Annotated in this window: 24 protein-coding genes; all 24 read right to left on the bottom strand. The window is 36.9% G+C overall.

Going from position 1 to position 25,361, the window contains the following annotated elements; genetic code table 11:
- Positions 1–74 precede the first annotated feature (74 nt).
- A complete protein-coding gene (gltA, locus tag V7O61_RS02910) occupies positions 75–1,445 on the bottom strand; it encodes an NADPH-dependent glutamate synthase (protein WP_023844569.1) in 1,371 nt (456 codons plus the stop codon).
- Positions 1,445–2,293: a sulfide/dihydroorotate dehydrogenase-like FAD/NAD-binding protein gene (locus V7O61_RS02905; RefSeq protein ID WP_407282782.1), complete on the bottom strand. Its 849-nt coding sequence runs from the start codon at positions 2,291–2,293 to the stop codon at positions 1,445–1,447. Before V7O61_RS02905 ends, gltA begins: the two co-directional genes overlap by 1 nt.
- Before the next feature lie 132 nt (positions 2,294–2,425).
- Positions 2,426–3,547, bottom strand: coding sequence for a glycosyltransferase (locus tag V7O61_RS02900; protein WP_407282783.1), 1,122 nt, complete (start codon positions 3,545–3,547; stop codon positions 2,426–2,428).
- A gap of 6 nt (positions 3,548–3,553) precedes the next feature.
- Positions 3,554–4,321 (bottom strand): glycosyltransferase, encoded by a 768-nt coding sequence (locus V7O61_RS02895; protein WP_407282784.1) that lies wholly within the window; start codon positions 4,319–4,321, stop codon positions 3,554–3,556.
- Positions 4,322–4,425: 104 nt separating this feature from the next.
- On the bottom strand, positions 4,426–5,592 hold the full coding sequence (locus tag V7O61_RS02890; protein ID WP_407282785.1) for a DegT/DnrJ/EryC1/StrS family aminotransferase: 1,167 nt from the start codon (positions 5,590–5,592) through the stop codon (positions 4,426–4,428).
- Positions 5,556–6,326 (bottom strand): glucose-1-phosphate cytidylyltransferase, encoded by a 771-nt coding sequence (gene rfbF / locus V7O61_RS02885; RefSeq protein ID WP_407282786.1) that lies wholly within the window; start codon positions 6,324–6,326, stop codon positions 5,556–5,558. Before rfbF ends, V7O61_RS02890 begins: the two co-directional genes overlap by 37 nt.
- A 2-nt stretch (positions 6,327–6,328) precedes the next feature.
- Positions 6,329–6,772 (bottom strand): dTDP-4-dehydrorhamnose 3,5-epimerase family protein, encoded by a 444-nt coding sequence (locus V7O61_RS02880; RefSeq protein ID WP_407282787.1) that lies wholly within the window; start codon positions 6,770–6,772, stop codon positions 6,329–6,331.
- A gap of 1 nt (position 6,773) precedes the next feature.
- Positions 6,774–7,883, bottom strand: a complete 1,110-nt coding sequence (gene rfbG / locus V7O61_RS02875) for a CDP-glucose 4,6-dehydratase (RefSeq protein WP_407282788.1) — start codon at positions 7,881–7,883, stop codon at positions 6,774–6,776.
- Positions 7,884–8,028: 145 nt separating this feature from the next.
- Complete coding sequence (locus V7O61_RS02870; protein ID WP_407282789.1) at positions 8,029–9,135, bottom strand: polysaccharide pyruvyl transferase family protein; 1,107 nt, start codon at positions 9,133–9,135, stop codon at positions 8,029–8,031.
- 23 nt (positions 9,136–9,158) lie between these two features.
- Entirely contained in the window at positions 9,159–9,845 is a 687-nt protein-coding gene (locus V7O61_RS02865) for a cyclase family protein (protein ID WP_407282790.1), read from the bottom strand.
- 1 nt (position 9,846) lies between these two features.
- Positions 9,847–10,494 (bottom strand): HAD family hydrolase, encoded by a 648-nt coding sequence (locus V7O61_RS02860; protein ID WP_407282791.1) that lies wholly within the window; start codon positions 10,492–10,494, stop codon positions 9,847–9,849.
- Between the two features lie 126 nt (positions 10,495–10,620).
- Positions 10,621–11,535 (bottom strand): NAD-dependent epimerase/dehydratase family protein, encoded by a 915-nt coding sequence (locus V7O61_RS02855; RefSeq protein ID WP_407282792.1) that lies wholly within the window; start codon positions 11,533–11,535, stop codon positions 10,621–10,623.
- A complete protein-coding gene (locus V7O61_RS02850) occupies positions 11,532–12,458 on the bottom strand; it encodes a phosphoglycerate dehydrogenase (protein WP_407347436.1) in 927 nt (308 codons plus the stop codon). The genes V7O61_RS02855 and V7O61_RS02850 overlap by 4 nt, the downstream gene beginning before the upstream one ends.
- Positions 12,459–12,664: 206 nt before the next feature.
- The gene (locus tag V7O61_RS02845; RefSeq protein ID WP_407282794.1) at positions 12,665–14,260 is read right to left on the bottom strand and encodes a hypothetical protein; all 1,596 of its coding nucleotides are present in this window, start codon (positions 14,258–14,260) and stop codon (positions 12,665–12,667) included.
- Between the two features lie 441 nt (positions 14,261–14,701).
- A complete protein-coding gene (locus V7O61_RS02840) occupies positions 14,702–15,529 on the bottom strand; it encodes a class I SAM-dependent methyltransferase (RefSeq protein WP_407282795.1) in 828 nt (275 codons plus the stop codon).
- On the bottom strand, positions 15,529–16,278 hold the full coding sequence (locus tag V7O61_RS02835) for an SDR family NAD(P)-dependent oxidoreductase (protein ID WP_407282796.1): 750 nt from the start codon (positions 16,276–16,278) through the stop codon (positions 15,529–15,531). Before V7O61_RS02835 ends, V7O61_RS02840 begins: the two co-directional genes overlap by 1 nt.
- 12 nt (positions 16,279–16,290) lie before the next feature.
- Positions 16,291–17,100 (bottom strand): sugar phosphate isomerase/epimerase family protein, encoded by an 810-nt coding sequence (locus V7O61_RS02830; protein WP_407282797.1) that lies wholly within the window; start codon positions 17,098–17,100, stop codon positions 16,291–16,293.
- A 3-nt stretch (positions 17,101–17,103) separates the two neighbouring features.
- Positions 17,104–17,841, bottom strand: coding sequence for a cytidylyltransferase domain-containing protein (locus V7O61_RS02825; protein WP_407282798.1), 738 nt, complete (start codon positions 17,839–17,841; stop codon positions 17,104–17,106).
- On the bottom strand, positions 17,838–18,821 hold the full coding sequence (locus V7O61_RS02820; protein ID WP_407282799.1) for a radical SAM/SPASM domain-containing protein: 984 nt from the start codon (positions 18,819–18,821) through the stop codon (positions 17,838–17,840). The genes V7O61_RS02825 and V7O61_RS02820 overlap by 4 nt, the downstream gene beginning before the upstream one ends.
- Before the next feature lie 213 nt (positions 18,822–19,034).
- Complete coding sequence (locus V7O61_RS02815) at positions 19,035–20,480, bottom strand: polysaccharide biosynthesis C-terminal domain-containing protein (protein WP_407282800.1); 1,446 nt, start codon at positions 20,478–20,480, stop codon at positions 19,035–19,037.
- Between the two features lie 49 nt (positions 20,481–20,529).
- A complete protein-coding gene (locus V7O61_RS02810; protein WP_407282801.1) occupies positions 20,530–22,518 on the bottom strand; it encodes a hypothetical protein in 1,989 nt (662 codons plus the stop codon).
- Between the two features lie 42 nt (positions 22,519–22,560).
- A complete protein-coding gene (locus V7O61_RS02805) occupies positions 22,561–23,508 on the bottom strand; it encodes a class I SAM-dependent methyltransferase (protein ID WP_407282802.1) in 948 nt (315 codons plus the stop codon).
- Positions 23,509–23,543: 35 nt separating this feature from the next.
- Positions 23,544–23,972 (bottom strand): VOC family protein, encoded by a 429-nt coding sequence (locus V7O61_RS02800; protein WP_407282803.1) that lies wholly within the window; start codon positions 23,970–23,972, stop codon positions 23,544–23,546.
- Positions 23,969–25,357: an aspartate aminotransferase family protein gene (locus tag V7O61_RS02795; RefSeq protein WP_407282804.1), complete on the bottom strand. Its 1,389-nt coding sequence runs from the start codon at positions 25,355–25,357 to the stop codon at positions 23,969–23,971. The genes V7O61_RS02800 and V7O61_RS02795 overlap by 4 nt, the downstream gene beginning before the upstream one ends.
- Positions 25,358–25,361: the final 4 nt, after the last annotated feature.

The raw sequence follows: 25,361 nt of genomic DNA, 5'->3' as shown, positions 1-25,361 counted from the left end.
AAAACGTCTGAAAATGAAAAAGATATCCGGTTAAACCGGATAACTAAAATTATAAAATCAGATTCTCAGTTCACTCAATTACTGAGGTACTCATTGATTGCCTTTGCAGCAACCTTTCCGGCACCCATTGCACTGATAACTGTTGCAGCACCTGTTACAGCATCACCGCCAGCATAGACATTATCAAGTGAGGTCTTGCCAGAATCATCAACAACAATAGTACCTCTTGAATTGGTTTCAAGTCCCTCTGAACCGGAGAATATCATTGGGTTTGGAGAAGTTCCAATTGCAATAATGACAATGTCAGCATTTATGACATGCTCTGAACCTTCTACAGCAACCGGGCTTCTGCGGCCGGACTCATCAGGCTCGCCAAGTTCCATCTTGATGCATTCCACACCATTGACGGTCATGTTTTCACCCTCAAGAATTCTTGTTGGGTTGGTGAGAAGCCTGAAGACAATGCCCTCTTCCTTTGCATTCTCAATTTCTTCTTTTCTTGCAGGAAGCTCATCCTCGCCACGGCGATAGACAATACTTACTTCATCTGCACCAAGACGGAGTGCACTTCTTGCAGCATCCATTGCAACATTACCGCCACCCACTACAATGACATTCTTACCTCTCTTAATAGGAGTGTCATAGTTAGGGAATTGGTATGCTTTCATCAGGTTCACTCTTGTAAGGAACTCGTTTGCAGAGTAAACACCGTTGAGGTTCTCGCCCTCTATACCCATGAACTTTGGAAGACCTGCACCTGTTCCAAGGAATACAGCATCGTACTCATTTCTGAGCTCATCAAGGGTCTTTATCTTGCCAATAACATAATCCACCTTGACATCAACACCAAGCTGTTTGATATACTCAACCTCTTCCTTTACGATTGCTTTTGGAAGCCTGAATTCAGGAATTCCATAGGTCAGTACACCACCGGTGTCGTGAAGTGATTCAAATATGGTAACTTCATGGCCTTTTTTTGCCAGATCTGCTGCTGCTGTAAGTCCTGCCGGACCTGCACCAATGATGGCAACTTTCTTACCAGTTGATTCGGGCTGTACTGGAGGAGTTACACCTTTCCTTCTTTCGTAATCAGCACAAAAACGCTCGAGTCTGCCAATTGCAACCGGCTCTCCCTTCTTTGCCAGTACACACAATTCCTCGCACTGTACTTCCTGCGGGCATACGCGTCCACACACAGCCGGAAGTGCATTTGTAAGTTTGATAGTCCCAATAGCCCCATCAAAGTCCTCAGACTTTATGCGGGCTATGAAACCTGGAATGTCAATATTTACAGGACATCCGTCAACACATTTTGGACTCTTACACTCAAGGCATCTGGAAGCTTCTGCAAGAGCCATTTCATCAGTATAACCAAGTGCAACCTCATCGAAGTTCTGTGCCCTTTCTTTAGGATCCTGCAATGGCATTGCCTGTCTGTCTGCCATTAGTGCTCACCTCTGCAGGTACATTTGTGATCATGATTTTCCTGACACTTTGATTCTTCACTTCTGTAAAGTGCCAGACGGCTCATTAGCAAATTGAAGTCAACCTTGTGAGCATCGAATTCCGGACCATCAACACATGCGAATTTTGTTTCGCCGCCAACGGACACCCTGCATCCGCCACACATGCCGGTTCCATCGATCATTATTGGATTGAGACTTACAATGGTTTCAACGCCATATGGCTCGGTCATACCTGCTGCCACCTTCATAAGGATAGGTGGACCGATAACTACAATTCTTGCAACCTTTTCACCGCTGTCTAGAATGTTCTTTACAACATCCGTGACAAAACCGTGATGACCTTTTGAACCATCGTCTGTTGCAACATGAAGTTCGTCACTTGCTTCTCTCATCTCATCCTCAAGAATGAGAAGGCTTTCGTTCCTTGAACCGATTACGGAAATTACTTTGTTTCCTGCTTCACGGTATGCTTTTACCTGTGGATATACCGGAGCAATTCCTACTCCTCCACCTACAAGGATCACAGTTCCAAGTTTCCTGACATCTGCCGGAGTGCCCAGAGGTCCGACAAAATCCTGAAGCTCTTCTGAAGCTGACATCTTTGCAAGTTGCTTTGTTGTCTTGCCCATTTCCTGGTAAATTATAGTAACTGTGCCTTCATTTGAATCAAAATCAGCAATTGTCAACGGAACTCTTTCGCTGGTCTCATCAATACGTAAAATGATGAACTGGCCTGCCTTTGCGGCTTTGGCAACATCTGGTGCTTTGATCTTCATCATATGCACTGATGATGCAATCTCTTTTTTCTCTACAATCTGGTATGACATGTGATCACATTTTAGAAATTTGAATAGAAAATTATGGGTAAATGTGAGGGTATGATTAGGTTTATAGTACTTAAGAATTGAGATACGAATAGATCAATTCTATTTTGAGAGAAAAAACAAAGATGATTGACATTAGATCTTTGTTCTTTTATTCGGTTCCCAGATATGTACATCCCTTAACATGTTGAAAAGCCCGATTAAGAGATATCCCTGATAGATTATGAACGATGATAATACATTTGCACGGATATTCCCTAAAAGTACAAGAAGAACTATCAAACTTACAAAAGCAAGTCCATAAATAAACTCTATTGAGCTAATAACTACAGTCCACAAGACGAGGGAAATAAAGAATGTTGCGGGGACAACAGCAAACATCAATAACCTCAATGGATAGATGATCATGCCGAATTTCCCATATTTAGGAGAAAAAACATCACGATTACAGATAGTTGCTTCAAGAAGCCTGGTGGCCCTTCGTATCTTTTGTTTTCGTTGTTCGCTGAACTCATGAGGAACAAGTTCATAGAATTTTGCGGATGGTACGTACTTGCATTTGTAACCATTGCGTATGACAGAGAGAGCCATACTGGCATCATCTGCACCTCTGCGAGCATTGAGTGAGGAAGCGGCCTTTTTCTTGAAAGCTACCACTGCTCCATTGAAACAGTAAGTGGAATGAACATTGCTTTCCCATGTACAGATTTTCCCATAGATAGAACGATAAGCACTTTCTGATTTAGAGAATAAAGTATCCCCTTCTGCATATGTTATCATGTCACCTGAAACAGCACCTATCTCGTCACTACTTGTGAGCACACTCATTAAATCAGGAATGGTATTCTTGTCAAAAAGACCGTCTGCACCGGTTATAACCACTATATCATTGGTTGATAGTTCTATTCCCCGGTTTATGGCTTTGTTAACACCGCTCCTTTCATGCGTGATGACTTTTCCATGAAGAGAAGACTTCCTTATAGCTTCCAAAGCTATCCTTTCAGTACTATCTGTGGAACCGTCATTTGAAACAATGACTTCCATCAGTTCTAGAGGATAGGATGAAGCAAGGTTTTTGAGGCGGCTTTCGATCACTTTCTCTTCATTATAGGCAGGAATGATGATGCTTACGGAAGGGAATGATTCCAGTGATTGAGAGAAAGGTGATTTGGAAGAGATAACTGCAAATACATAGATAGTATAAACAATAACTGGAATAAATGAAATAACCAGCGTAATAAAATGTAAAGTGCTCATAATCAATCATCTTGTCTTATAGAAAGCAGACCATTTTTTAGGAAATTTCATGTACTTTACCATATAATAAAAATATAATGCCATTTTTCGTTTAAGCTTTTTTTTCCTTAACTTATTTTTCACAGAAATATCTTTTGAGAGCCAGAAATCAATGAGATTTAGTTGCTCCTTGATACCAATATCCTGTCTATGACTCCAGTTGTTTTCATGAATCCTATATTCAGTCAGAACTTCATTAACATAATCCAGCTGATATCTGTAAGCTATACGCAGAAAAAGTTCATATTCCTCAGCTATTTTATATTCATTGTTGAAAGCCCCCATATCATTAAATAAAGAGCTTTTAACAACAACAGTGACAAGCGGAATAAAATTATTTGATAACAACAAATCGTTGAACACGAATCCTCTTGAAGGAGGTTGCACCGAAAATGCTCGATACAGGATATCATGTTGCGAATTAACAATATTGCAATCACAAAATACGAGTTTCACATCAGGATGGGACTCAAAAAGAGATATCTGTTTTTCCAGTTTAGATGGCAACCATATATCATCACAATCAAGAAAAGCGATATAATCACCCCTTGCTTTGGTAAGTGCAAGATTTCTTGCATTGCCTAGGGGAACATTTTCATCACCACAAAAATAGCGCAACTTTGAATCATAGCTTTGCGCTATAGTAGCACTTTCATCGATAGATACATTGTCCCAAAAAATGATCTCCCAATTAGTATATGTTTGAGCATAGACACTATCAATGGCTTCTCTCAAATATTTAGAACAATTATAACAGTTCATAATCACACTGACTGTAGGAGAACAATGGTCATTAGAAACATTCATAAAAATTACCTTTTGTATACCATTAGCATATATCAATCTTTGTGCAAAGTAGCCAGACAACACTTCAATTGGTCACAAATGTAATCAATATCATATAATGCCAAATCAGTATGCAATGGAAGTGTTAACAACTTCGATGATATATCGTCCGTTACCGGCAAGGATGCATCCGAATAGAAACTAAGATGGTGGTTTGGCTTGTAGTGAATACCAGTCTGTATACCAGCTTCTTCAAGCATTTTCCTTAATTCTGACCTGTAAGAACCTTTAAGCTTAATCACAAAAATGTGGGGCACTATAGAAGCCTGCCCATAATCTATCAGTTCCATTGAATCTATATTATCCAAGTTATTTTGATAATGCCTAAAAAGCATCTTTCTTTTTTCTGCAAACACATCAAACTTGCTTAGTTGTTCATTACCTATAGCTGCCATGATATTGCTCATATGATAACGCCATCCCTGCCCTGATACATCAAAATCCCAGCTCCTTTCGCCACTGTATCGTTTTTCAGTATCTTTTTCAACTCCAAGAAGACGAGCGTCCCTTACACGTTGGAGGACCTCTAAATCACTAGTGACAATAGCACCACCTTCACCAGAGGTTATGTTCTTTATACCATCAAAGCTGAAACATGATATATCTCCAAAACTTCCGACCTTTCTACCTTTATAATAGCAGCCAAATGCATGAGCAGCATCTTCAACCACACGCAAATCATGTTCTCTTGCAAACTCATAGATCTCATCAAGAGAACCCATCCCGCTGGCATAATGAACAGGCATTACAACACGAGTATTTTCAGTGAGTCTGGCCTTTGCATCGTCCACATCAAGAGTTAATGTAGCTGGATCAATCTCACATGGTACAGGCTTTGCCCCCGTGGCAGAGATGGCCTGAAAAGAAGCAACATATGTCAGCGACTGGACAAGCACCTCGTCACCGGGCCCTACTCCCAGTGACTGCAGTGCCAAGTGCAGAGCTGCCGTCCCAGTGTTGACACATACTGCTTCCCTTTGAAAGAAGGATGAAAGATTCTTTTCAAATAACTGGACATCCTGACCCATCCCCAGATATTCCCTATCCAGAACATCCATAACGGCTTTTTTTTCTTCCTCGCCAATGACAGACTTCGAAAGTCTGATATTCTTTCTCTGCAATCTTACCAGACCTTCCATGGTGCATTTCCCTTTTTCCACATATCCTCAAGCAGGTTCCTGTCCCTTACAGTATCCATACATTGCCAGAAAGAGTCATGATAGTAACATTTCAATTCACCCATTGCAGCAACCTTTTCAAGAGGAGTTTCTTCAAGAACTGTAGAATCAGAATAGATCAGATCAAGAAATTCAGGTTCGAGTACAAAGAAACCACCGTTAATCCATCCCTGGGTGGTTTGTGGTTTTTCCTTGAATGACATGACGTGCTGATCATCTGAAACTTCAAGTTCACCAAATCTTGCAGCTGGATGAACAGCGGTTACTGTTGCCATTTTACCATGATCACGATGATACTTTACAAGTTCTCCGATATTTATATCGGCAACTCCATCCCCGTATGTAAGCATGAAAGTCTCATCACCAATGTATTCCTGTAACCTTTTCAGTCTGCCACCTGTCATGGTACTAAGTCCAGTGTCAACAAGTGAAACTTTCCAATCTACCGGTTTTTTGTGAAGGTGCTCTATATCACCGTTCTTAAGATCAACTGTAAAATCGGAATTTAAAGAGTAGTAGTTTAGGAAATACTCTTTGATAGCTTCTCCTTTATAGCCAAGAGCCACTATAAACTCATTATAACCATAGCTTGCATAGATGTTCATAATATGCCACAATATAGGCCGTCCACCAACTTCAACCATTGGTTTTGGAATAACACCGGTGTATTCCGCAAGTCTGGTGCCAAATCCTCCTGCAAGAATTACTACTTTCATTGTTACAGATCATCCCATTTGTAATTTATTTTGTTATTATTGATTTCAAGTCTCTCTGCCTCATCAGGATCATGTGGTATATCTGCCAGGTTCATGAGCATGTTTAACCCTTCACCCATACCCTGAAAACCCATCCATATCATAGGAGGCACTGTTAGTCTTTGATAATTATCAAGTGATAGTTCGATCTCATAAAAATGAGAATAAGTCGGAGAATCCTGACGTCCATCCCACAGAACAAATTTGATCCTGCCACATGGAACTACAAGATTGAGTGTCATTTGTTTGTGACGTTTCCAGGCTTTCACAGAGCCTTCATTCACTGTAGAAAAATATGCCTCACCAAATCCTGTAAATTCTGGATCCGTACATTTCATAGCATGCAGCACATTTCCATTTTCTCCGGGAATTACCTTCAAAGGAGTAAGTATTAAGCCTTCAAGCATCTCATTTCACCCATTCCTGCTTCCTTTCTGAGGCTTTTTTAACGTATTCGGCTATCTGCTTGCATGTCATCTCATACACGTCTTTTTCCCCAGAATAGAAGTCGCGATACCACTCCACAGTAAACTGTGCAGTTTCATCAAATGTAAGAGTTGGTTGCCACCCTAACAAATGAAGTGCTTTATCACAACATAGTTTTAGCAATCCGGACTCTTTCTTAGAGGATGAATTAACTCCATAGTCCGTCTTTGTGCCTGGCCAATAATACTGCATTCTGTCAACGAGCTCCTTGACAGTATAGTTTTGATTAGCATTTGGACCAAAATTGAAAGGTTCACCATTCAAACCAGAGTCTTCTGAAAGCATTTGTCCTAAGAGCAGATAACCACTTAGTGGTTCCAATACATGCTGCCAGGGTCTTGTAGCATTGGGACTTCTTATTTCTACAGGCTTATTTTCCGACCAGGAACGTATACAATCCGGGACTATCCTGTCCTTTGCCCAGTCACCACCACCTATTACATTGCCAGCTCGAACTGAAGCTATCTTCACATTACTTTCAGCTGCTTTAAAGAAAGAATCCGCATATGTCTTAATGACCATTTCAGCTGCACCTTTGGAAGCACTGTAGGGATCCTTCCCACCCAGATGATCAGTTTCCCTGTAACCCCATAGCCATTCTACATTATCATAACACTTGTCGCTGGTTATCATGATAGCGGTGCATTTATGGTTAATCTGACGCAGGGATTCCAAGACATTCATTGTCCCTATTACATTTGTTTCGATAGTGGTTACCGGATCTTCGTATGATTCACGGACAAGTGGTTGCGCTGCCAGATGGAAAATAAAATCGGGATTGGAGCTCTCAATTATTTGCCTGACACTGTTTAGGTCACGAACATCCTCTTCATACCATTCTATATTTAATTTGGGCTCCATAATTGAAAAATGAGAAGGAGAAGTAGGAATTCCATTGGAGATTCCGCTTATTTTTACACCAAGTAGTGAAAGCCATGCACATAGCCAGGAACCCTTGAAACCTGTATTGCCTGTAACCAATACATTTTTGTTGCGATAACAATTTCGAAAAATATTGTGTTCTTCAGCCATGTTTTGTATAAAATTGAGATGAAACAATTTAACTTTATCGTTGATTCAAGATATTACTGAACTTATATAGTAAGAATGTGTGAAAAATCTAAATTTACAAATAAACCAATATCTTTTTTCGTTGTGTTTTACATATATAAGGCAATTATTGTAAAGAGGGTTTTTCCCCCTTACTTAAGACAAAAGATAAGAACTCCAGTTGCATCTCCTTTTCAGTTTCCAATGTGGCTTTATTGATAGATACAGGTTTTTCATAAATATCATTAAGATCTGTAAAACGCTCAAAAAGTCTAGCTCTTTTCGTATTTGAAAAGAGCATTGCAGGATTGCCATAAGACAAAGTTGCCACACATGCATGAACCCTGTCACTGAAGGTTGCAGATGAATTTGCATAAATGTTCAGGTAAGTGTAAGGAATATCTGACAAGAAAGTGTTCGGTTTAATAAAAGCTTGCCTTTTAGAAACCGAGACCACCTTATGAATAGTTCTTACCAACATATATTCTTCGACATTTGATGGGTACTTGTATTTAGTCTTTTTAAGGATATTTAAAATATTATAGGACTTATTGCTATAATCAATTGTCCACTTTTTACCCATGAACTCAAAATGTAAACCTTTTTTCTCATACTGTGGATCAAAATAAAGATTGGGCTCATTGGACATTCCTAAAAGATTGATTACATATAATAGAAATGGGGGCAACTTTGAAGCATCAAAATTAAAGGTAATATAAGCATCTAAGCTTGTATTGTAAGAAGGGAAAAAGTCAGCTATAAAAAAAGCGCAGCAAATACCATTGTAAGCATGAAGTGCCAGATCACTAAAATTATTATATGTAAACTCATCCCTTGAAAGTAACATGTGAGGTGGATATTTTGAAAGGAAGGCCCTACACATTTCAACCTCTTCATCTGTATAAGCACTACAACCGGCGCTGATTAACAAAATCTTTATACCTTTTTCAGAATATTTCTCAAAAGCTTTCTCCCAGATCAAAGGAAAGTTTTTATTTAAGAGAGGACCGGAGATAGCTACATATTCAGAGTTAACATTCCCAATATATTTCAGAGAGTTTTTTGGATTTGTGCCAGTTTCCCGCCAATAGTTGCCTGGCTGGTCATCACAAAAAATCACATTATAATCTGGAGCTGCTTTTTTTAGCAGGTTTATGATTGCAAGGTCATAGAAACTATTTCCAACATTCGTAGACCAAAAGCCTCCGAAGTATGTAATTGTTCTTTCATCCATTTAATCTACCTATCCATTATATTTCAATAAAGACCCATCTCATTCATTTTAGCCAATACAGTACATGGCGTACTATCGACACCTTTAATCTGCCATGGAAGAACAAATATCATTTCAAGCTTTGAAGAATCAATTGTGCTCAGATGCATATCCTCTATTAATAACAATGGAGCAGATTCTTCCATATATTTAAACGCTGCACGATGTGCTTTTCTTCCTTCTTCCCTATGTTGATATGAAGATATAGATATAGAATCAAGTCCTATACATCTTATATTTGGATATAACTTTCTTATCCACATAATAGTATCACTTCCAATTCCAGGATTGGAAAGACGATACTTCTCTTCGCTGCGGAATTTTTCAAATCCTGTACGCAGCAATAAACAATCAGCTTTGCTAAGCAAATTTTCATAATTAATAAGATCTTCCTGTTTAACCAATAGCGTTTTGTCTATTGGACAATCTACAATTACTGGTTTTTTGAAAATAAGTTGATCTAACAAAAATTCAGAAATGGTCTTCCCATCATCCACAAAATGTTTTGGCGCATCTACATGTGTTCCGGAATGACAGTGAATCTCAATTATTGAAGAATTACTGGAATCTCCATTTTTAATTTGACTGTGTGCTGATATTTTTATATGTGGTGTGCTCCCGTACAAAGGAGTATTTTCATCAATCTGATGTGAAAGAAGTATATAGCTCATCTTAAAACTCCTGTTTCAGAAATTTATCAAGATCATTAAGGTCATTCACTGAATTTAGATCCATTTTAAGAAAAGGATTATCCGGGGTGTCGTTATTTATACGTGCAATGAAAGGGACACCAACTTTTTGAGATTCTTCGTAATCAGTAAGCGCATCACCTACAAAGCAGATATCATCCTTACTAATATTTTCACTTGAGATAATACCCTGTATAATTTCTGCTTTTGTTTTAGGAGTACCATAAACACCTTTAAAATATTGACCAATGCTCCTTTTTCCGACAATCACACGTAGCTCCTCTTCAGGAGTTCCCGATGCAATGTAAAGATTTGCTGTTAAAGAATATTTCCTTATGAAATCAAAAGCACCTTTTACAAAAGGACACTGCAGCATTTCTTCCATTACAGATTTTGAAAAAATAGAAGCCATAGTTTTGATGTTTTCATCTGTTATAGGAACATTCAATATATTATTGTTTATGTGGATGAATTTATTATATCGTGACACTCCACCATTCTGCAAATGATAGGTTGAAATTTCGTCCGCATATTCAGGATAGTTATCATATACCTTTAAAAATGCCTTTGTTTTTATGTCAAGTGATTCCAGGATCACACCATCAAAATCGAAAACAATTACCTTGTACACTTTACCACTTTATCCAAATTTATGCTAACTTATCACTTCATCCAAGATCAACAGAGGTTCATATTCCCGTAATTCAGTGAAAACACCCGGAAAACATTAATATGCATCTTATTTTGGATCAGAGGTCTATTTGTCACCTTCGACCAATATTCCGTTTAAAGATTCACAGTGATGCTCTTCATTGTACATTTCCTGCAAACATTGTAATAATCCCTGCCCCATGTCAAGATAATAATTACTGACCATCTTCTTTGCTATCTTAGGACTGAACGAATATGGTGTTATTCTGTAGTTCAAATTAGATCTACTTGGAAGGAACTCAAGATCGATCCTGTTCTTGAGAATTTCCTTTATCATTAGCATTACTTCTTTTACTTTTAACTGCTGGTAACCTGTAAGTATAACGTATTCATTCTCAAATTCATCAGACAATATATCCACACTACATCTTGCCGCATCTTCCACGTGGATATATTCCCTTAATTCCTCTCCATCACCATGACGGCTTATCTTACCTTCAGTTATTGCTTGTTTGAGAACACTATGGATCCAGTTCCTGTCATCTGAACGTGGCCCGTAAAGCGATCCGTATCGGAGAATGGTATAAGGTATCCCATATTGTTCATGATAGTTCTCAATAATGAGCTCACATGCTTGTTTACTGCTTCTGTAGAAAGAACCAGAATCACTATAAATATAAACTGAACTCGCAAAAACAAACCTTTTGATGTTATGACTTCGGCATGCTTCCAGAATCGTCGTATTGCCAAGAACATTTATTCTTATTGTTTCCAGAGGACTTTTATTTGCATCGTAAATATCTGCAATTCCTGCAAAATTATAGACCACATCTGCATCTTTTACAACAGAATTAACCGCATCGATATCAAGAATACTGCCCTCCACCATGGTTTGTCCGGGCATGATATATTTAGAAGGATAGATATCGAATATCGTAACATCGTAACCACTTCTTGTAAGAGCATCTGCAACATGGCTGCCTAAAAAACCAGATCCACCAAACACTACAGCATTTTTCATATATTTTCCCCGATCATATCTATTAGATTGTTTGTGGCTTCAATTTCCATCTGAATCCTTGCTTCCATTGCATATGACCCAACATGGGGTGTCAAAATCACATTCTCCAGCTCGGTCAATTTCCCATTATAGGGTTCTTTTTCAAAAACGTCAAGTGCTGCCCCACTAAAATAACCATCCTTCATCTTGCAGAATAAGGCATCTTCATCAATTAAGCCTCCCCTTGCAACGTTGATTATATAAGCACCTTTTTTCATCATTGCTAACTTATCTGCATCAAGCAAATGATAATTCTCCTTTGAGTAAGGAACATGCAATGATATTATATCACTTTGTTCCAAAAGGCTTCCCATATCTGCATACATGACATCGTTTTCCATTGCCCATTTAGTATCCTGATATATATCGTATGCAAGTATATCAACATCGAACGGTCTCAAAAGTTGAGCAAGCTTCTTGCCGATACGACCGAGTCCAATAATACCTATTTTTTTTCCACTGATGAGTTTTCCCATTTTCTTATTCCATTCACCAGCCTTCATGTTATTATTCATCAGGCAAATATGTCGGCTTATATTTAGCATGAGCCCCAGAGTAAGTTCAGCAACTGCAGGAGTAACCGCATCAGGAGTATTTTTTAACTGGATTCCATGGTCAATACATGCTACCATGTCAACGTTGTCCATTCCAACTCCACATCTGCTGATCATTTTTAATTCTGGTAATTGTTCCAGGACATCCCTGGTAAGCTGTTCTGTGCCTGCTATAATAGCATCATGATCTTTTGCAAGTTCCAGTATCTCTTCATACTTTAATGTCCGACCGTACGGATTCAAAGTATAATCTATGATGTTAGTATCTAGTATCTTCAAAGGGGTTTGATCATATCTTGCAAAAGAACTCGTAGATATAAGCACTTTCATATTATCTGCCTTTTGTTTGTATGTATTTTTGAACTGGGTGTAATGTGTCCATGCTGCCTTACCTGTCAATTCAATTTTATATTGCTTATTCAAATTTAATCATTTAATAAATTATCTCAGAAAATCGTGATTTCAGTAGATGTTTTCGAGCTTCCCAAATCATGAAGCTTGAATTAAAAACAACAAATCATTCGACTCACCTAGTCTTAATTGAGAAATGCTTCTTCACATCCTTCCTCTACCTGATTGAAAATATAACCTTTATACGGTTCACCATTATCTGCTTTACTTGTATTGGAAATATACTCTTCCAGTTCAATAGATTCTGTAAAACTGAATATCATATCATTGAATTTGAAATGCAAACAATCCAGTGAAAAATTGCTGTTACTTACATATCTGCATACATATTTTCCAAGTACAAATGCTTCACATGCAGTTGTTGTTGGACCCACGTACACGAAATACCTGCACTTTTGAAGAAGAGCGCTCATATCTTCATTCGAAATAAAGACATTCGCTGGAAGAGGTTCATTTGCTTCTATTATTGATTCTATTTTTAAGAATGGATGGGGCTTCAACAGAATATCATAATTGGTATTGTGACGGGCAAAGAGTATCATTTCAGACACCAATTCAAAAGACAGGTTATAGTTCAGGGGCAAGGCGACCATAATAAACTCGTCACTGGACATGATGTGGTCATCAAACACATGGTTCTGACGAATACTTGGTCCCACTACCAACTTTGTTTCCGTGAATCCCACATCTGTCATCCAATCATAGACATATTGACTACAGCAGACTATCTTATCCGGCAAAGGTACTATCATTGCTTCTTTTTTTGATAGATTGGTCCGGGGTCCGGTAGGAAAAGGTATTCCACTTATGTACCCAACCATTATGGACTCGGGAAGATAGCTTTTAGACAAGACACACATATACTTCTCATATGCTTTATTTTCCCAATCGAACAATATATAAAGAGGTTTAATTCCCTGCTGAGCAAGTTTTTGTGGCACCAGTGATTTCAGGTAGTTCTCTCCTGTAGTTATAACCAGCGAAGACTCCAGATTCAAATATACAGAATGACCCAATCTGTGCATTAATGCAAACTGTTTTACCACATTCATATATGCCATGAAAAGATCTTTGTATGTCAAATAATTTTCAAGTATCCAGAAATCATCCTCATGGGATGCACTAAGCCATTTGTACACCTTTTCTTTGTTCTGGATCATTGATAGGTTGGGATGATAAATCACCTCAAGACCTTGTTCTTCAAGCTTTTTCTTCAAATCCCCAAAAACCCTGTCTTTAAACTTTCCATTGTCCTGAAATGAAGATTCATTACAATAAGTCCTTAATAAAACAATAGAAGAATTTGCAGCGTTATGATGTTCATTATTATAATATCTATACAATGCCATTTTGTTCTTAATGAACTTGAAGCCAAGATACAGGAACTCCAGTGAATAATGAAAATACAATTTGACAAATTCAGACAAATAATATCTATAACCGTATATAGAACAACTTATATTCTCCCTTGAGGATAGCTTTTTTGTTTCAATAAGGTTGAAAGTACTGGAAGTAATGCATATTATTTCCTCATCACATTCAGATACAAGTCTTTTTAGGTATTCCAGAATGCATTCGTTTACCACACTCTTTGGTGGCCATCCATTCTTTTCTGAAATAGGAGATAACCACCATTCAGGATACTTTTTCTTGTACTTTATGCCCAGATCAGCCATTTTCCCGGAATATCTTTTACATACAATATTATAGATGTCTTCCATTGACCGTGATACGTTCAATCTTTTTGAATGATTACGGAAAATTTTTTCCCAATGAACTATTTTGTCAATGTTTTCTCCAAAACATAACCAATAGGAAGGATGACCCCGGATTTTTGACTTAATCTTATCGGGATTGCATTTAGGATGAATAAGTGTAATTCTGGTCATATTAAATACGGCATAATAGACAATGTTATGAGATTGGTATGAATGTTGACAGATTTCTGGAAAAATGTTAATAATCGTTACAAGGAATAAAAAAACGGTTCATGTAGAGACCATGACCGTCTAAATACATAATGCACAATTTATCAGACCCTTAACTTGCTTTTTGTTAATTTGACATATTAGTGAACTGCAATGGAAGTTATATGGTAGATGGCGATAAACTGAAATGATACAGATTTCAGGCATATATTCCTATTGCAGTCCAGGTCCTCACTACTGAAGTCTTTCAGACACCTTCCATGAATCAAACCGATGATCTAATTCATCTGTTTTTTCCATACCTACTGATGCAATAGCTTTTCTATCTGAAGAATAATATGACCAAAAGATATCATCAGTGTAATTACTTTTATATGTATCTTTCAAATGCTCTACTTTATTCCAGTGCTGTTTCAGATAATCATACACGGATTCATAAAAATACTTTCCGATGTTCTCTTGTGGAGAATCTATTATAGGCAATCCCAGTTTTTTCCTGAATATATTTATGTAAGCAAAATTTGTATCGATGTAATTATAATTAGCATCATCAATTGCAACTATTGCTCCGTCGTCCAATACGGAGTTCACAGCGGAGAGCTCCCCTAAAAGGTTCCGGGATGTATGTTCGCTGTCGAAAAAACAAAAATCCACATGTTCGTTCAATTCTTTTAAGATGGGAATACCCAGATATTGGGATGTGCTCTCGTAACCAATATACTTCCAATTATCAAAAATACTTTTCCTGAAATGATTGAATATCGTATCATTACATAGGTTTCTAATAAAAGCCAATTTGTTCTGATTAGTATCCCATGTATATAAAACTCCATTATTCTTCACAGCATAATACAACAGTGGAATAGTGCTTGCTCCGGTCCCGGTCTCAACAAGGACCGGCCTCTCTTTTTCAGGTAACGTGTTCAACAGATCCAATAGTGCGATGCATTCACTGTCTGGAATAGAATTGCACCATCTTGGCATCATTCTTTTTATGAAAAGTATGAACTCAGATTCATTCCTTTCAATCTCGTCCTCAGAACCAAAATAAAAATCAAACATTATAACCAGTCTCCTCCACTAATAGTAAGTATTTCTCCTGTTATATAATTACCTGAATCTGACAATAGATACATAATTGCTCCTACTACATCTTCAGGAGTTCCGGCCCTTTTCAATGGGATAAGTTCCACCCTTCTTTTAATGTCATCTTCTGATTTTCCTGCCTTCACATGAAACTTTGTATCAATGAAACCAGGAGAGATGCAATTTACCAATACATTGTGGACTGCAAGATCACGGCCCAATCCCTTTGTCATGCATTCAATTCCTGCTTTTGCAATACCATAAGGCAGGGTCATAGATCCTCCTCCATGCGAGGCAGAAGCGGTACTTATGAATATCATTTTACCGCCTTTGGATTTCAAACTTGCAGATACCTTCTGGGATAAGAAAAATGCCGAGGAAAGATTTGTATCTATGTCCGAATACCAGTCTTCAGAACTTACCTGTTCCCAATGAACTGGCTTTTTTATATTTCCAGCAAGATGAACAAAAAAATCTATTGATCCTGCCTGATCGATGAAAGAATCCACAACATCATTACATTGTTCTCTCGAAGAGAGATTGCCCTGAAGTGGTATGATGTCTTCTTTGAATTGCTCAAGAATCGAAGCATTTGTAAAATAGTGAGCTCCTATTTTCATATCGAACTGAAGAAGTTCTTTTATCAGAATAATACCAATATCACTGCTTGACCCTGTTATCAGAATATTTTTTCCTTTTAAGGATTCAAAATACTTAGAAATCATAAAAATCCCTTCTCAAAGGTAGGTTTTTCTCACGTAATCGACGGCCGTTTTAATGGTATCCCTGGAAGGGCCAAATCCTCTTTTCATTTCTACTGAAACAAAACCATCGTACACACTGTTCTTTATGGCTTCAGCAATTTTCAGATGTTCCCCGGTAGTAGTCCCTGGTGGCCTCAGACCTGGGTCACCTACATGAAAATGTTTCAAAATGCTTCCATAATCAGTGAATACTTTTTGATAATCTTCTTTAACATCCATCATTGCCTTTGCATCAAGATGGAGGCAAAAATGAGTCGAATCAACAATCTCTATAAGCTTATAAGCCTCATCAGCATTGGTAATAAAATCACAACCATCTGAAGGACCCAAAGGTTCGATACAGAAATAAACATCCTTTGAAGAGGCTTTCTTCCCTATGTCCTGAAAGAAGTCGACTGCAATGTCAAAGCATTCATCATAATTCCCATCACTGACCCTTCTGCTTTGAGGAGAACCATATACCATGACCGGACTTTTCAAATCATGTGCAAGGTCTATTAGGCGGAAAAGATAGTCTTTTAATTCATCAATTTTTTCATCGGGGCCGAACATCTTTAGTTCAGGATGATTATAGGTAAGAGAATGCAAACTGGAAACCTCAAGCCCATTATCGTCTATGAGTTTTAACAGTTGCTTTCTCTCAGAAAGAAATGCTTGTACAGGTTCATCCCAGATAGAACTGGGAGATATCTCGACACCATTGCATCCCAGTTCTTTTAGTAAAGTCAAATGCTCAGGTAATTCCGATGGCTCCCATGCTATGTTGGAGACAGACAGATTCATTGATTATTCTCCACTCCCAAACCCATGCTTTTTAAGCCAATATTCTACCTGAGGGATCTGCCATTCATAATCCACATCGCATCCACCCCATTGTTTTAGAGGATATATCTTTTGCCCCATCCATTTTTGAGGGAGAAGGCCATCTTCAATATGTTCAAGACATCTGGGTCTTACGATTGATACACTCATATCAGCAAATAGAACATCCCCTTGAGAATCACGATCACAATTTAATGTATTTGGATCGCCAAATACCTCAAAAGGTACAAAAGGTTGGAGAAGTCCATTATCATCCTCTTTTCTTGCCCTAAGAGGACTCCACATGTTATATTTTGAAACAGTAACTGCAGAATCATAATCAGGATTCTCCTTTAGCACCTTTATTCCCTCATCAATTGTTTTAGACAATATAGTTGCAGAATTACAATGCAGAAGAACCATTATTTCTATATCTTCATCCACAGAATCCCTTATGACTTCGTATCCATGTACATAGGCATCCTCCCCAAGTGCAGTTGATGTACACAATTCCGGAGGCCTGTCAATAATTTCTGCACCGTGTTTTAATCCAATATCTTTAATCTTTTGTGAATCTGTAGAAATGAAGACTTTGTCTACCAACTCAGCGCCCATTGCAGCAAGTAAAGGATACTCCATCAATGACTTGCCTAGTACTGAGTATGTATTTTTACCAGGGAACCCGGTGCTTCCTTCCCTTCCAATCAATAGTGCTGCTATCATACATTATCCTCTTTTTTTAGTATTTCAGTTGTTCGATAAGCACAGCCATTGCAAATTGCAATTTCATGAGCCATACCATCCTTATGTAATTGCCTTATTCTTTCCATTTCACTACTTATCCATGCAGACTGTATAGAACTAGATTTAACATTTCCAAGTTTATGATTATTGGAATAATCAAAACCACAAACAGAAATAACTCCATCCCACGTTACCATCATTCTTTGCCAAATATATGGACATGCCCAGTCAGATACGAGTTCCTTATTAAGATCTTTGTAGTTCTTAGAATCGATTAAAGCAACCTCATCAACTATATTTCCCCAGTAATCAGTATATTCATTAATATTTTTTAAGATTTCAGGAACACCTACAGTCTGGATCCTTATTTTAGGAGTAGTTGAGCTCATAGATTTTTTAATATGTACCAGATCCAATACATTTTGCTTTACTTTCTCAAATTTTGCACCGACCCGATATTTCTCATAGACAGCTGGATCCATTCCTTCAAAAGATATAGAAATCCTGTCAAGACCTGAATTAATGAGTTGTAACGAAAGGTCTTTAGTAAGAAGCACAGCATTGGTATTCAAATATACATCGATTATCCCTTTTTTTTTTGCGTACTCAATCATTTTAACAATATTCTTGTTAAGCAATGGTTCTCCACGTGCACCAGAATTTAATTTTATTGCATATAGTCCAGCATCTGCTCCTTCATCAATTATTTTAGTGAAAGTATCAAAATCCATATACCCAGATTTTGTACCTATTTTATTAATTGTGGCATCACAGAACTCACATCTAAGATTACAAACACTGGACACTTCAATATCAAGATGAAGAGGAAAATTTCCTGTATAGAAGTTTTCAGGCCATTCCACCCATTTCTGCCTATATTCCAAAAATATAGGATCGTCATTATCTAGAACAGTTTTTCCACCAATTGTATGAAAATTTGCATTTACTTTAACTGACATATTGGTCACTTACTCGAGATTCGTTATTATCCAAAACATGTATACAGTGAATACAGTCATTATCAAAATTTGCTATTTTTGTGCAACTAGTTTGTTTTGTAAGCATATAATAGTTATGAATGTAATAAAATAAGGATGGTGCAACATCTGTTAATTAGAGAGAGACTGTATCCGATTATATTTAAATTTACTAAATTTAATAAAATATTGTTACTACAGCCATCTTGGCCAGGGTAGACCTATTTTGAGAACGATACCCATAATTTCCTTGTGTATTGTATTATCGACCTTTAACAGCATTATTCCATATATTGCTACACCAATGATAACCGGAATTAATACATCTATTATATTCTCAAAAGAAATTAATAACCTATATCCTGCGACAAATGCACCCATAAATATTGATGCCTGCAATATTGCTAAAATTGTGTGTTTTTCAAGTCTGATTGTCATAAGGCTTGACAATTCATTTCGTGCAAGAAATGCGTTTAGTACCATAGTAACTAAAGTTGCAACTGCAGCACCAAATATCCCTATTAGTGGTATTAATAAAATGTTAAGAATGATATTTGCGATTACGCCAACCACTGTTACTTTGAAAGATTGTTTAGGCCGATCAAGTGCATCTAAATACATCGTGAAAAAATACTGGAATACATTAACAATTTGAACAGCTAGGAGAACTACAAGTGCAGCATACCCTGCAATGAATTCTTCTCCATAAAAGAAAAATAATAGTTTATCACCTAGCAAAATACCCCCTGTAAACACAGGAATTGCAAGCACTAGAGAGTAACTTATCGCACGAGATAACGATGCTTCTATCAAACATGTATTTTCTAGCTTCCCCCAACGGCTTATTCGAGGCCAAAGTGTATTTCGTAAAGCATAAGTTGTGAGTGTAGCAATGCTGGTAAACTGAAACACTATTCGATAAATTCCAACATCAGAATTACTCATGAAATATCCTATTAATATTGTATCTGCTTGTGTAAATACAAGCATGCCCCCTGATGTCAAAAAAATCCAAAATGAAAAGGTAGACAATTTCTTAATGTGTTCTATAGTAAAACGTTTAAAATGAAGATCTAAAAAACGTATCTCAATTAAAGCAGCAATTATAAGACCTACAACCGCTCCGGCTGCAAGACCAGCTGCCTCATAACCTAAGTATATTGCAATTACTTGAACCACCAGTTTAGATATATTACCCACTCCTACGCATGAGGTGCGAACTCCCATCTTACCAGTGCCTGCGGTACCACTTGAAATAATTCCAACAATTAATGATACAGCAAATACAATTAATAACCATGTGAACATGCCTGAATTATTTAAATCCACAAAGTATGGTTTAAACATAATTAAAAATAGTAGAACAATAGCTGTAAATAACAATCTAATTACAGAATATGCGCTGAAATACTCATTTGGTTCTTCACCTTCACTAATTCGTTTCACAGCAGCATTTCCAAATCCCCCATCTGCAACAGTTCCAAATACTCCATTATAAGCAACAAAAAGAAAATATGCACCCATTATTGAAGCACCTACAGCATGTGCAAAATACATAGTGCTCAAAAATCCAATCGCTGTAAATGTTATTTGCCAGATAACGGTAATAAGGCTCTGCCTTTGAACAGGACTTATATCCATAATACGAGAATAAAAATTGTCAAACATATGATACTGCTACCCTTTACATTCAATTTTGTTTAAATACATTTGTATATTTTTGCCAGTCATGAATTATTTCCACTAATTTACTAGCAGCATTCTTTCCCACATCATTAGAACCAACCAATGTACCAAACAAATTTAAGAAACCAGTATCTTCTAAATCTACAGACGACTTGAAATGTTCAGTAGAAAGATAATTCTTCAAAGCTAAATTGAATTCATAAGAACTATCATAGCAATATACTCTTTTTTTCAATAAATTTGAGTGCTTGGCATCAATATGAATATGATCCAAAGAACAAAATATAGGTAGTTTGGTTGTTAAAGATTGTAATAAAACTGTAGAAGGAACATCTATGACAACCATATTAGCTATAGATAAAAGGTCTGCAAAGCTAATCTCGTTTTTAATAAAGTAAAAATTGTTAAGTCCTTTATCTTTTATTTCTTGCACCACAGGTGAATCCCTATACTCATAACTAGGATGTAGTTTTATAAGGTATATGTAATCACTGTTTTTGCAGAATATATCTACTATAGACTTTTGCGTATCCCATAGCTTATTATCAGAAAACGGAGGAAACCAGCTTATATAAAGACGATTTTGATTAAAATTTGCCATTGCATAAACAACAATTTTTTTATTAGATTCAATGCCCAAAACCTTCCTGACTTTTTTGGAGTTTTTTCTATATGTTTGAGAAGACAAAGATGTTGAACCTGCAGAAAACATTTTCGTATTGAATTCACCAAAGCTATGAGCATACTTTTCGACAATACCTTTACCAAAAACAAAAAAATAATCAGAAGGAATTGCATCAGTGTATTTGGCCAAAGGCCAATCGAAGTATCCAAATGCACCATGTTGCCATGTAACTACTGGAATTCTGTATTCTCTGGCTGCAAGAGCTATTGATTGACTTGTACAAGAAGAGATTGTAGAAGTTATCAATGCAGTTACATTATTATCTGCCATCAAACTACATGCATCATGATATGCTTGTATGCAGGCTATTGACCAATTAACTATCAAATAGTTAATTCTACTTTTGATAACAGGGTAAAAATCTATATGTTCAAAAATGAAATATTTCCTAAACTCATTATTTGCCTCAAGTTCATCACAAACTTTGAGCAAAAGAGCAGTATCTAAATTATTAAACTTTGCTGCATTTATCCAAAAAGAAAAATCATTTTCAATCCTCAGAAGAGGAGAAATTCCAGCTTCTTTTAATTCTTTGATACAATCATCCCAATTATAACCACTGCTTCCCAATAGGAGGACAGGTAATGATTTTCTATCACCCTTTAAGTAAAGAGATATGAGTTTAGGAATGTGTGATAAACTATTTCTCTTACTTGCAAGAGCAAAGTCATAAATTTTGGGATTTTTAGCAATAATAGCAGAAAAACGTTTATTGATTCTCTTATATGATGTTTGCAAAGAATGATTATCTGATTTCAAATTGACCTTTTTTGCAGGATTCGGCACAACTATCACATCAATTTCCCATTCAAGAAGCGAAAGTATGTAACCATAAATTAGTTCTTCATTTCTAAAGAGAATATTTTGTGGTACTATTTCTAAGAATGTTGGATCATCAGCATAAACATAAATCCTATCAGGATTTAAACGCTTAATCAAATAACAAATTTGAAAGACTCTTACTAACAATGTATCATGAAGCATTTTTAGGTTTGCAAGGCTAAAAAACGCAGGAGTTATGCGCATCAAATTATGTCCATAATTAATTTCAATGCTTCGATCTATGATTTTGCAAAGCTCTTCAATCCTTTTATGGTTATTACTACCCAGCTCATATAGTTCTGTAGAATCATAATAATCATCAATAATAGTATACTCTACATTTTTTTTGTCTAACTCATTAATTGCAAATGGAGATAGAGCAACAAATTTGCTTGTGCCCTCAAGATTATCCCTCCATTTTAAGCAATCTACAACTTGAGCTTCATTTTCAATTAATATGATATTTAACAAGTTTTCATTAACCATAATGTTAACCGCATGAACTATTAGGATAATTGAAATTGAATTTTATTTTCTCTTTGCGCCTATAAAAGAGATATTAGATGTCAGACCAATATCCGCAAGTAATTCTTTGTATTGCTTGTCAACATCCTTGATAAATGCATTTAGTGCATCACTTTTACCAGGTTCCAATGAGTTTCTCAATTTAAGAGCAGGAGATGATAATCCAGCATCGCAACTTCCCTGTGGTGCATCAAGCATCATCCAGTGCATATGGTTCAAGAAATTATAATCCTGAGTGTAAAACACCTCTCCCTCAAAACCTATCATACCCAGCAGTTTCTTTAGGCTCTTTTCGGAATAATAGAATAGGTGAGATGCATGGAAATAGAATTGGTAATGATGTGGAAGATCATATGCATAGATCAAAGCATCCCTCAAATTAGGAACTTCTATGTACAAAACACCATCATCTTTTAAGTACTTAGAAACCGAACGCAAGAAGTCCACTGGATCTTTAACATGCTCAAGCATCTGGAACATGCAGATAATATCAAATGATTTTTCAGGAAGATCCGTATTTTCAATGGCAACATTGAATACATTACAAGAACATTTCTCGCCGGCAAACTGAACAGAGTTTACATCATAATCTATTCCATTTACTTCTCCAACATAAGGTTTTACGTTATAAAGGAACATACCGGCAGAGCATCCAATTTCCAGTAAACTTTTATCAGGTCCGAGTTTGTCTTTGATCAGGGATAAACGAGAATCCTGAAATTTACTGTAAAGATCAAAGAGCTCCTGTGGATTAGATTCTGTATTAATGGTAGGAGTATGTTCTTTTCTATAACATTCTGCATAAAAATCCTTTAGTTCCTGCTCAGATCTTCTATCATCAAGAATTCCCAGATCGCAATTCTCACAATAAAAAACGTTTCTTTCTTCGCCACTTCTGATTTTTTTAGTTATGACATTAGAGCTATCATTACCACACAAAATACATCTCATCAAATCAACTCAATACGCATCGCACATAAAATGCATTAAAGGACTTCTACAAGTTCAATACTAATTCCATCAGGATCATGACAATAAGTCACTTTTGCATAACCATCCGGAGATATGATAGGTGGACAATTAAAAGAAATACCATTGTCCATCAATTTCTGATACTCCTTATCCAAATCATCAACAGTAAAAGCGACGTGTGAACAACCAAGATCATAGATTTTATTCTTCAAAGGAGAGTCCACAGGATGTGACAAGAATTGCATCAACTCAATCATAGAGCCATCATCAGTAGTCAATTTTACCATTCTTAACTCTGTATCCTGCAGACCTACAACATTATCGATGTAATTTCCCTTTTCACAAAAATCCACACTAACTTTAAGTCCAAGAAGATCACGATAGAACTCCAGTGATCGTTCCATATCACTTACTACAATTCCAGTGTGACGAATTTCTTTCATTTGTCAACTACCTCAGAGAATGCTTCAAAAAGAACATCCAGACCTTCCAAAAGGGCATCATCCGGAATCATAAGAGGTGGACCTAGTTTTATGGATTCTCTTCCGGTATGAACTACCAGAAGACCTTTTTGCATACATTTTTCTGCAATCTTTGTAGCAGTATCACCATCTGGCGCACCTGACACCGGATCTGCCAAAAGAATGCCTGCAACCAGACCATTACCAAAGATATACGATACGCGATCAGGATACTTTTTCTGAAGCTCATTGAGCTTTTCATGTAGTATGTAACCTTTTCTTTCAGATTCTGAAATAAGATCCTCAGAAGTAATTACCTCCAAATTTGCCTTTCCTGCTGCACAACATAAAGGATTACCGGAATGAGTACTGCTCATTGAACCAATGTCGGGTAGATCCATTATTTCGCTTGTACCAACAACAGCCGATAGAGGAAGACTTGAACTCAGACCTTTTCCAAGGCAAACAAGATCAGGCTCTACGCCATAATATTCATATGCAAATCTCTTACCGGTTCTTCCGATTCCAGACTGTATCTCATCGAAAACTACTAATGCATCATTTTGTTTTGCAAACTTAACAAGAGACTGAATATACTCTTTTGGATAAAATATAGCACCCCATCCCTGATAGGATTCTATGATAAAACCAGCAATATCTTTTGCATCCAAATCATTTTCGGATAAAAGAGAACTAATATCCTTTTCAAAATGATCTGCCCAATCATAATTAGAATTATCCTCTTCTCCTGACCATGGATAAGGGAATGGAAGATGATGAATATCAGGATCAAAGTTCGTTATCCAGTAGGCACTTTTTTGGTCTCCTTTTAACATCTCAGCACCCATGGTCCTTCCATGCATCGAACCCTTAAAAGATATCAATATCTTTTTTGTGCTACTTCTTTTAAGACCATTCATTCTCATAAGTTTCATCGCACATTCTGTTGCTTCTGTACCAGAAGACATCAAAAATGCTTTCTCAAGGTAATCCGGGCAAAAATCGATCAATGTCTTAAGAAAACCAGAACGGCTTTCATTAGCAAATGTGTAAGTATGAAGTAATTTTGTATCTAATAATTTTTGAAGTTCTTCAATGATATGAGGATGTGAATGACCTGCATTGGCTACAAAAATAGTTGAAGTAAAATCGATCCAGCAGTTTCCTGATGCATCGAATACCTGAAAACCTGTTGCTTTATCCCACACAACCGGAAGTTGACCGTGCATGGATCTGCACTCATATTTTTCGAGATCTTCAAATACTGACAAAGAGACAGGGTTGGGAATTTCTGTCACAATATTTCTATATTTGGTTTTTACTGAAGGAACAGAAACAGGTTCCATGGATAAATTATATGCAGACATAAAA

The organism is Methanolobus sp. WCC1, assembly GCF_045690315.1.
In the GTDB taxonomy this organism is placed as follows: domain Archaea; phylum Halobacteriota; class Methanosarcinia; order Methanosarcinales; family Methanosarcinaceae; genus Methanolobus; species Methanolobus tindarius.
This window is presented reverse-complemented; position numbering and strand designations above follow the sequence as displayed.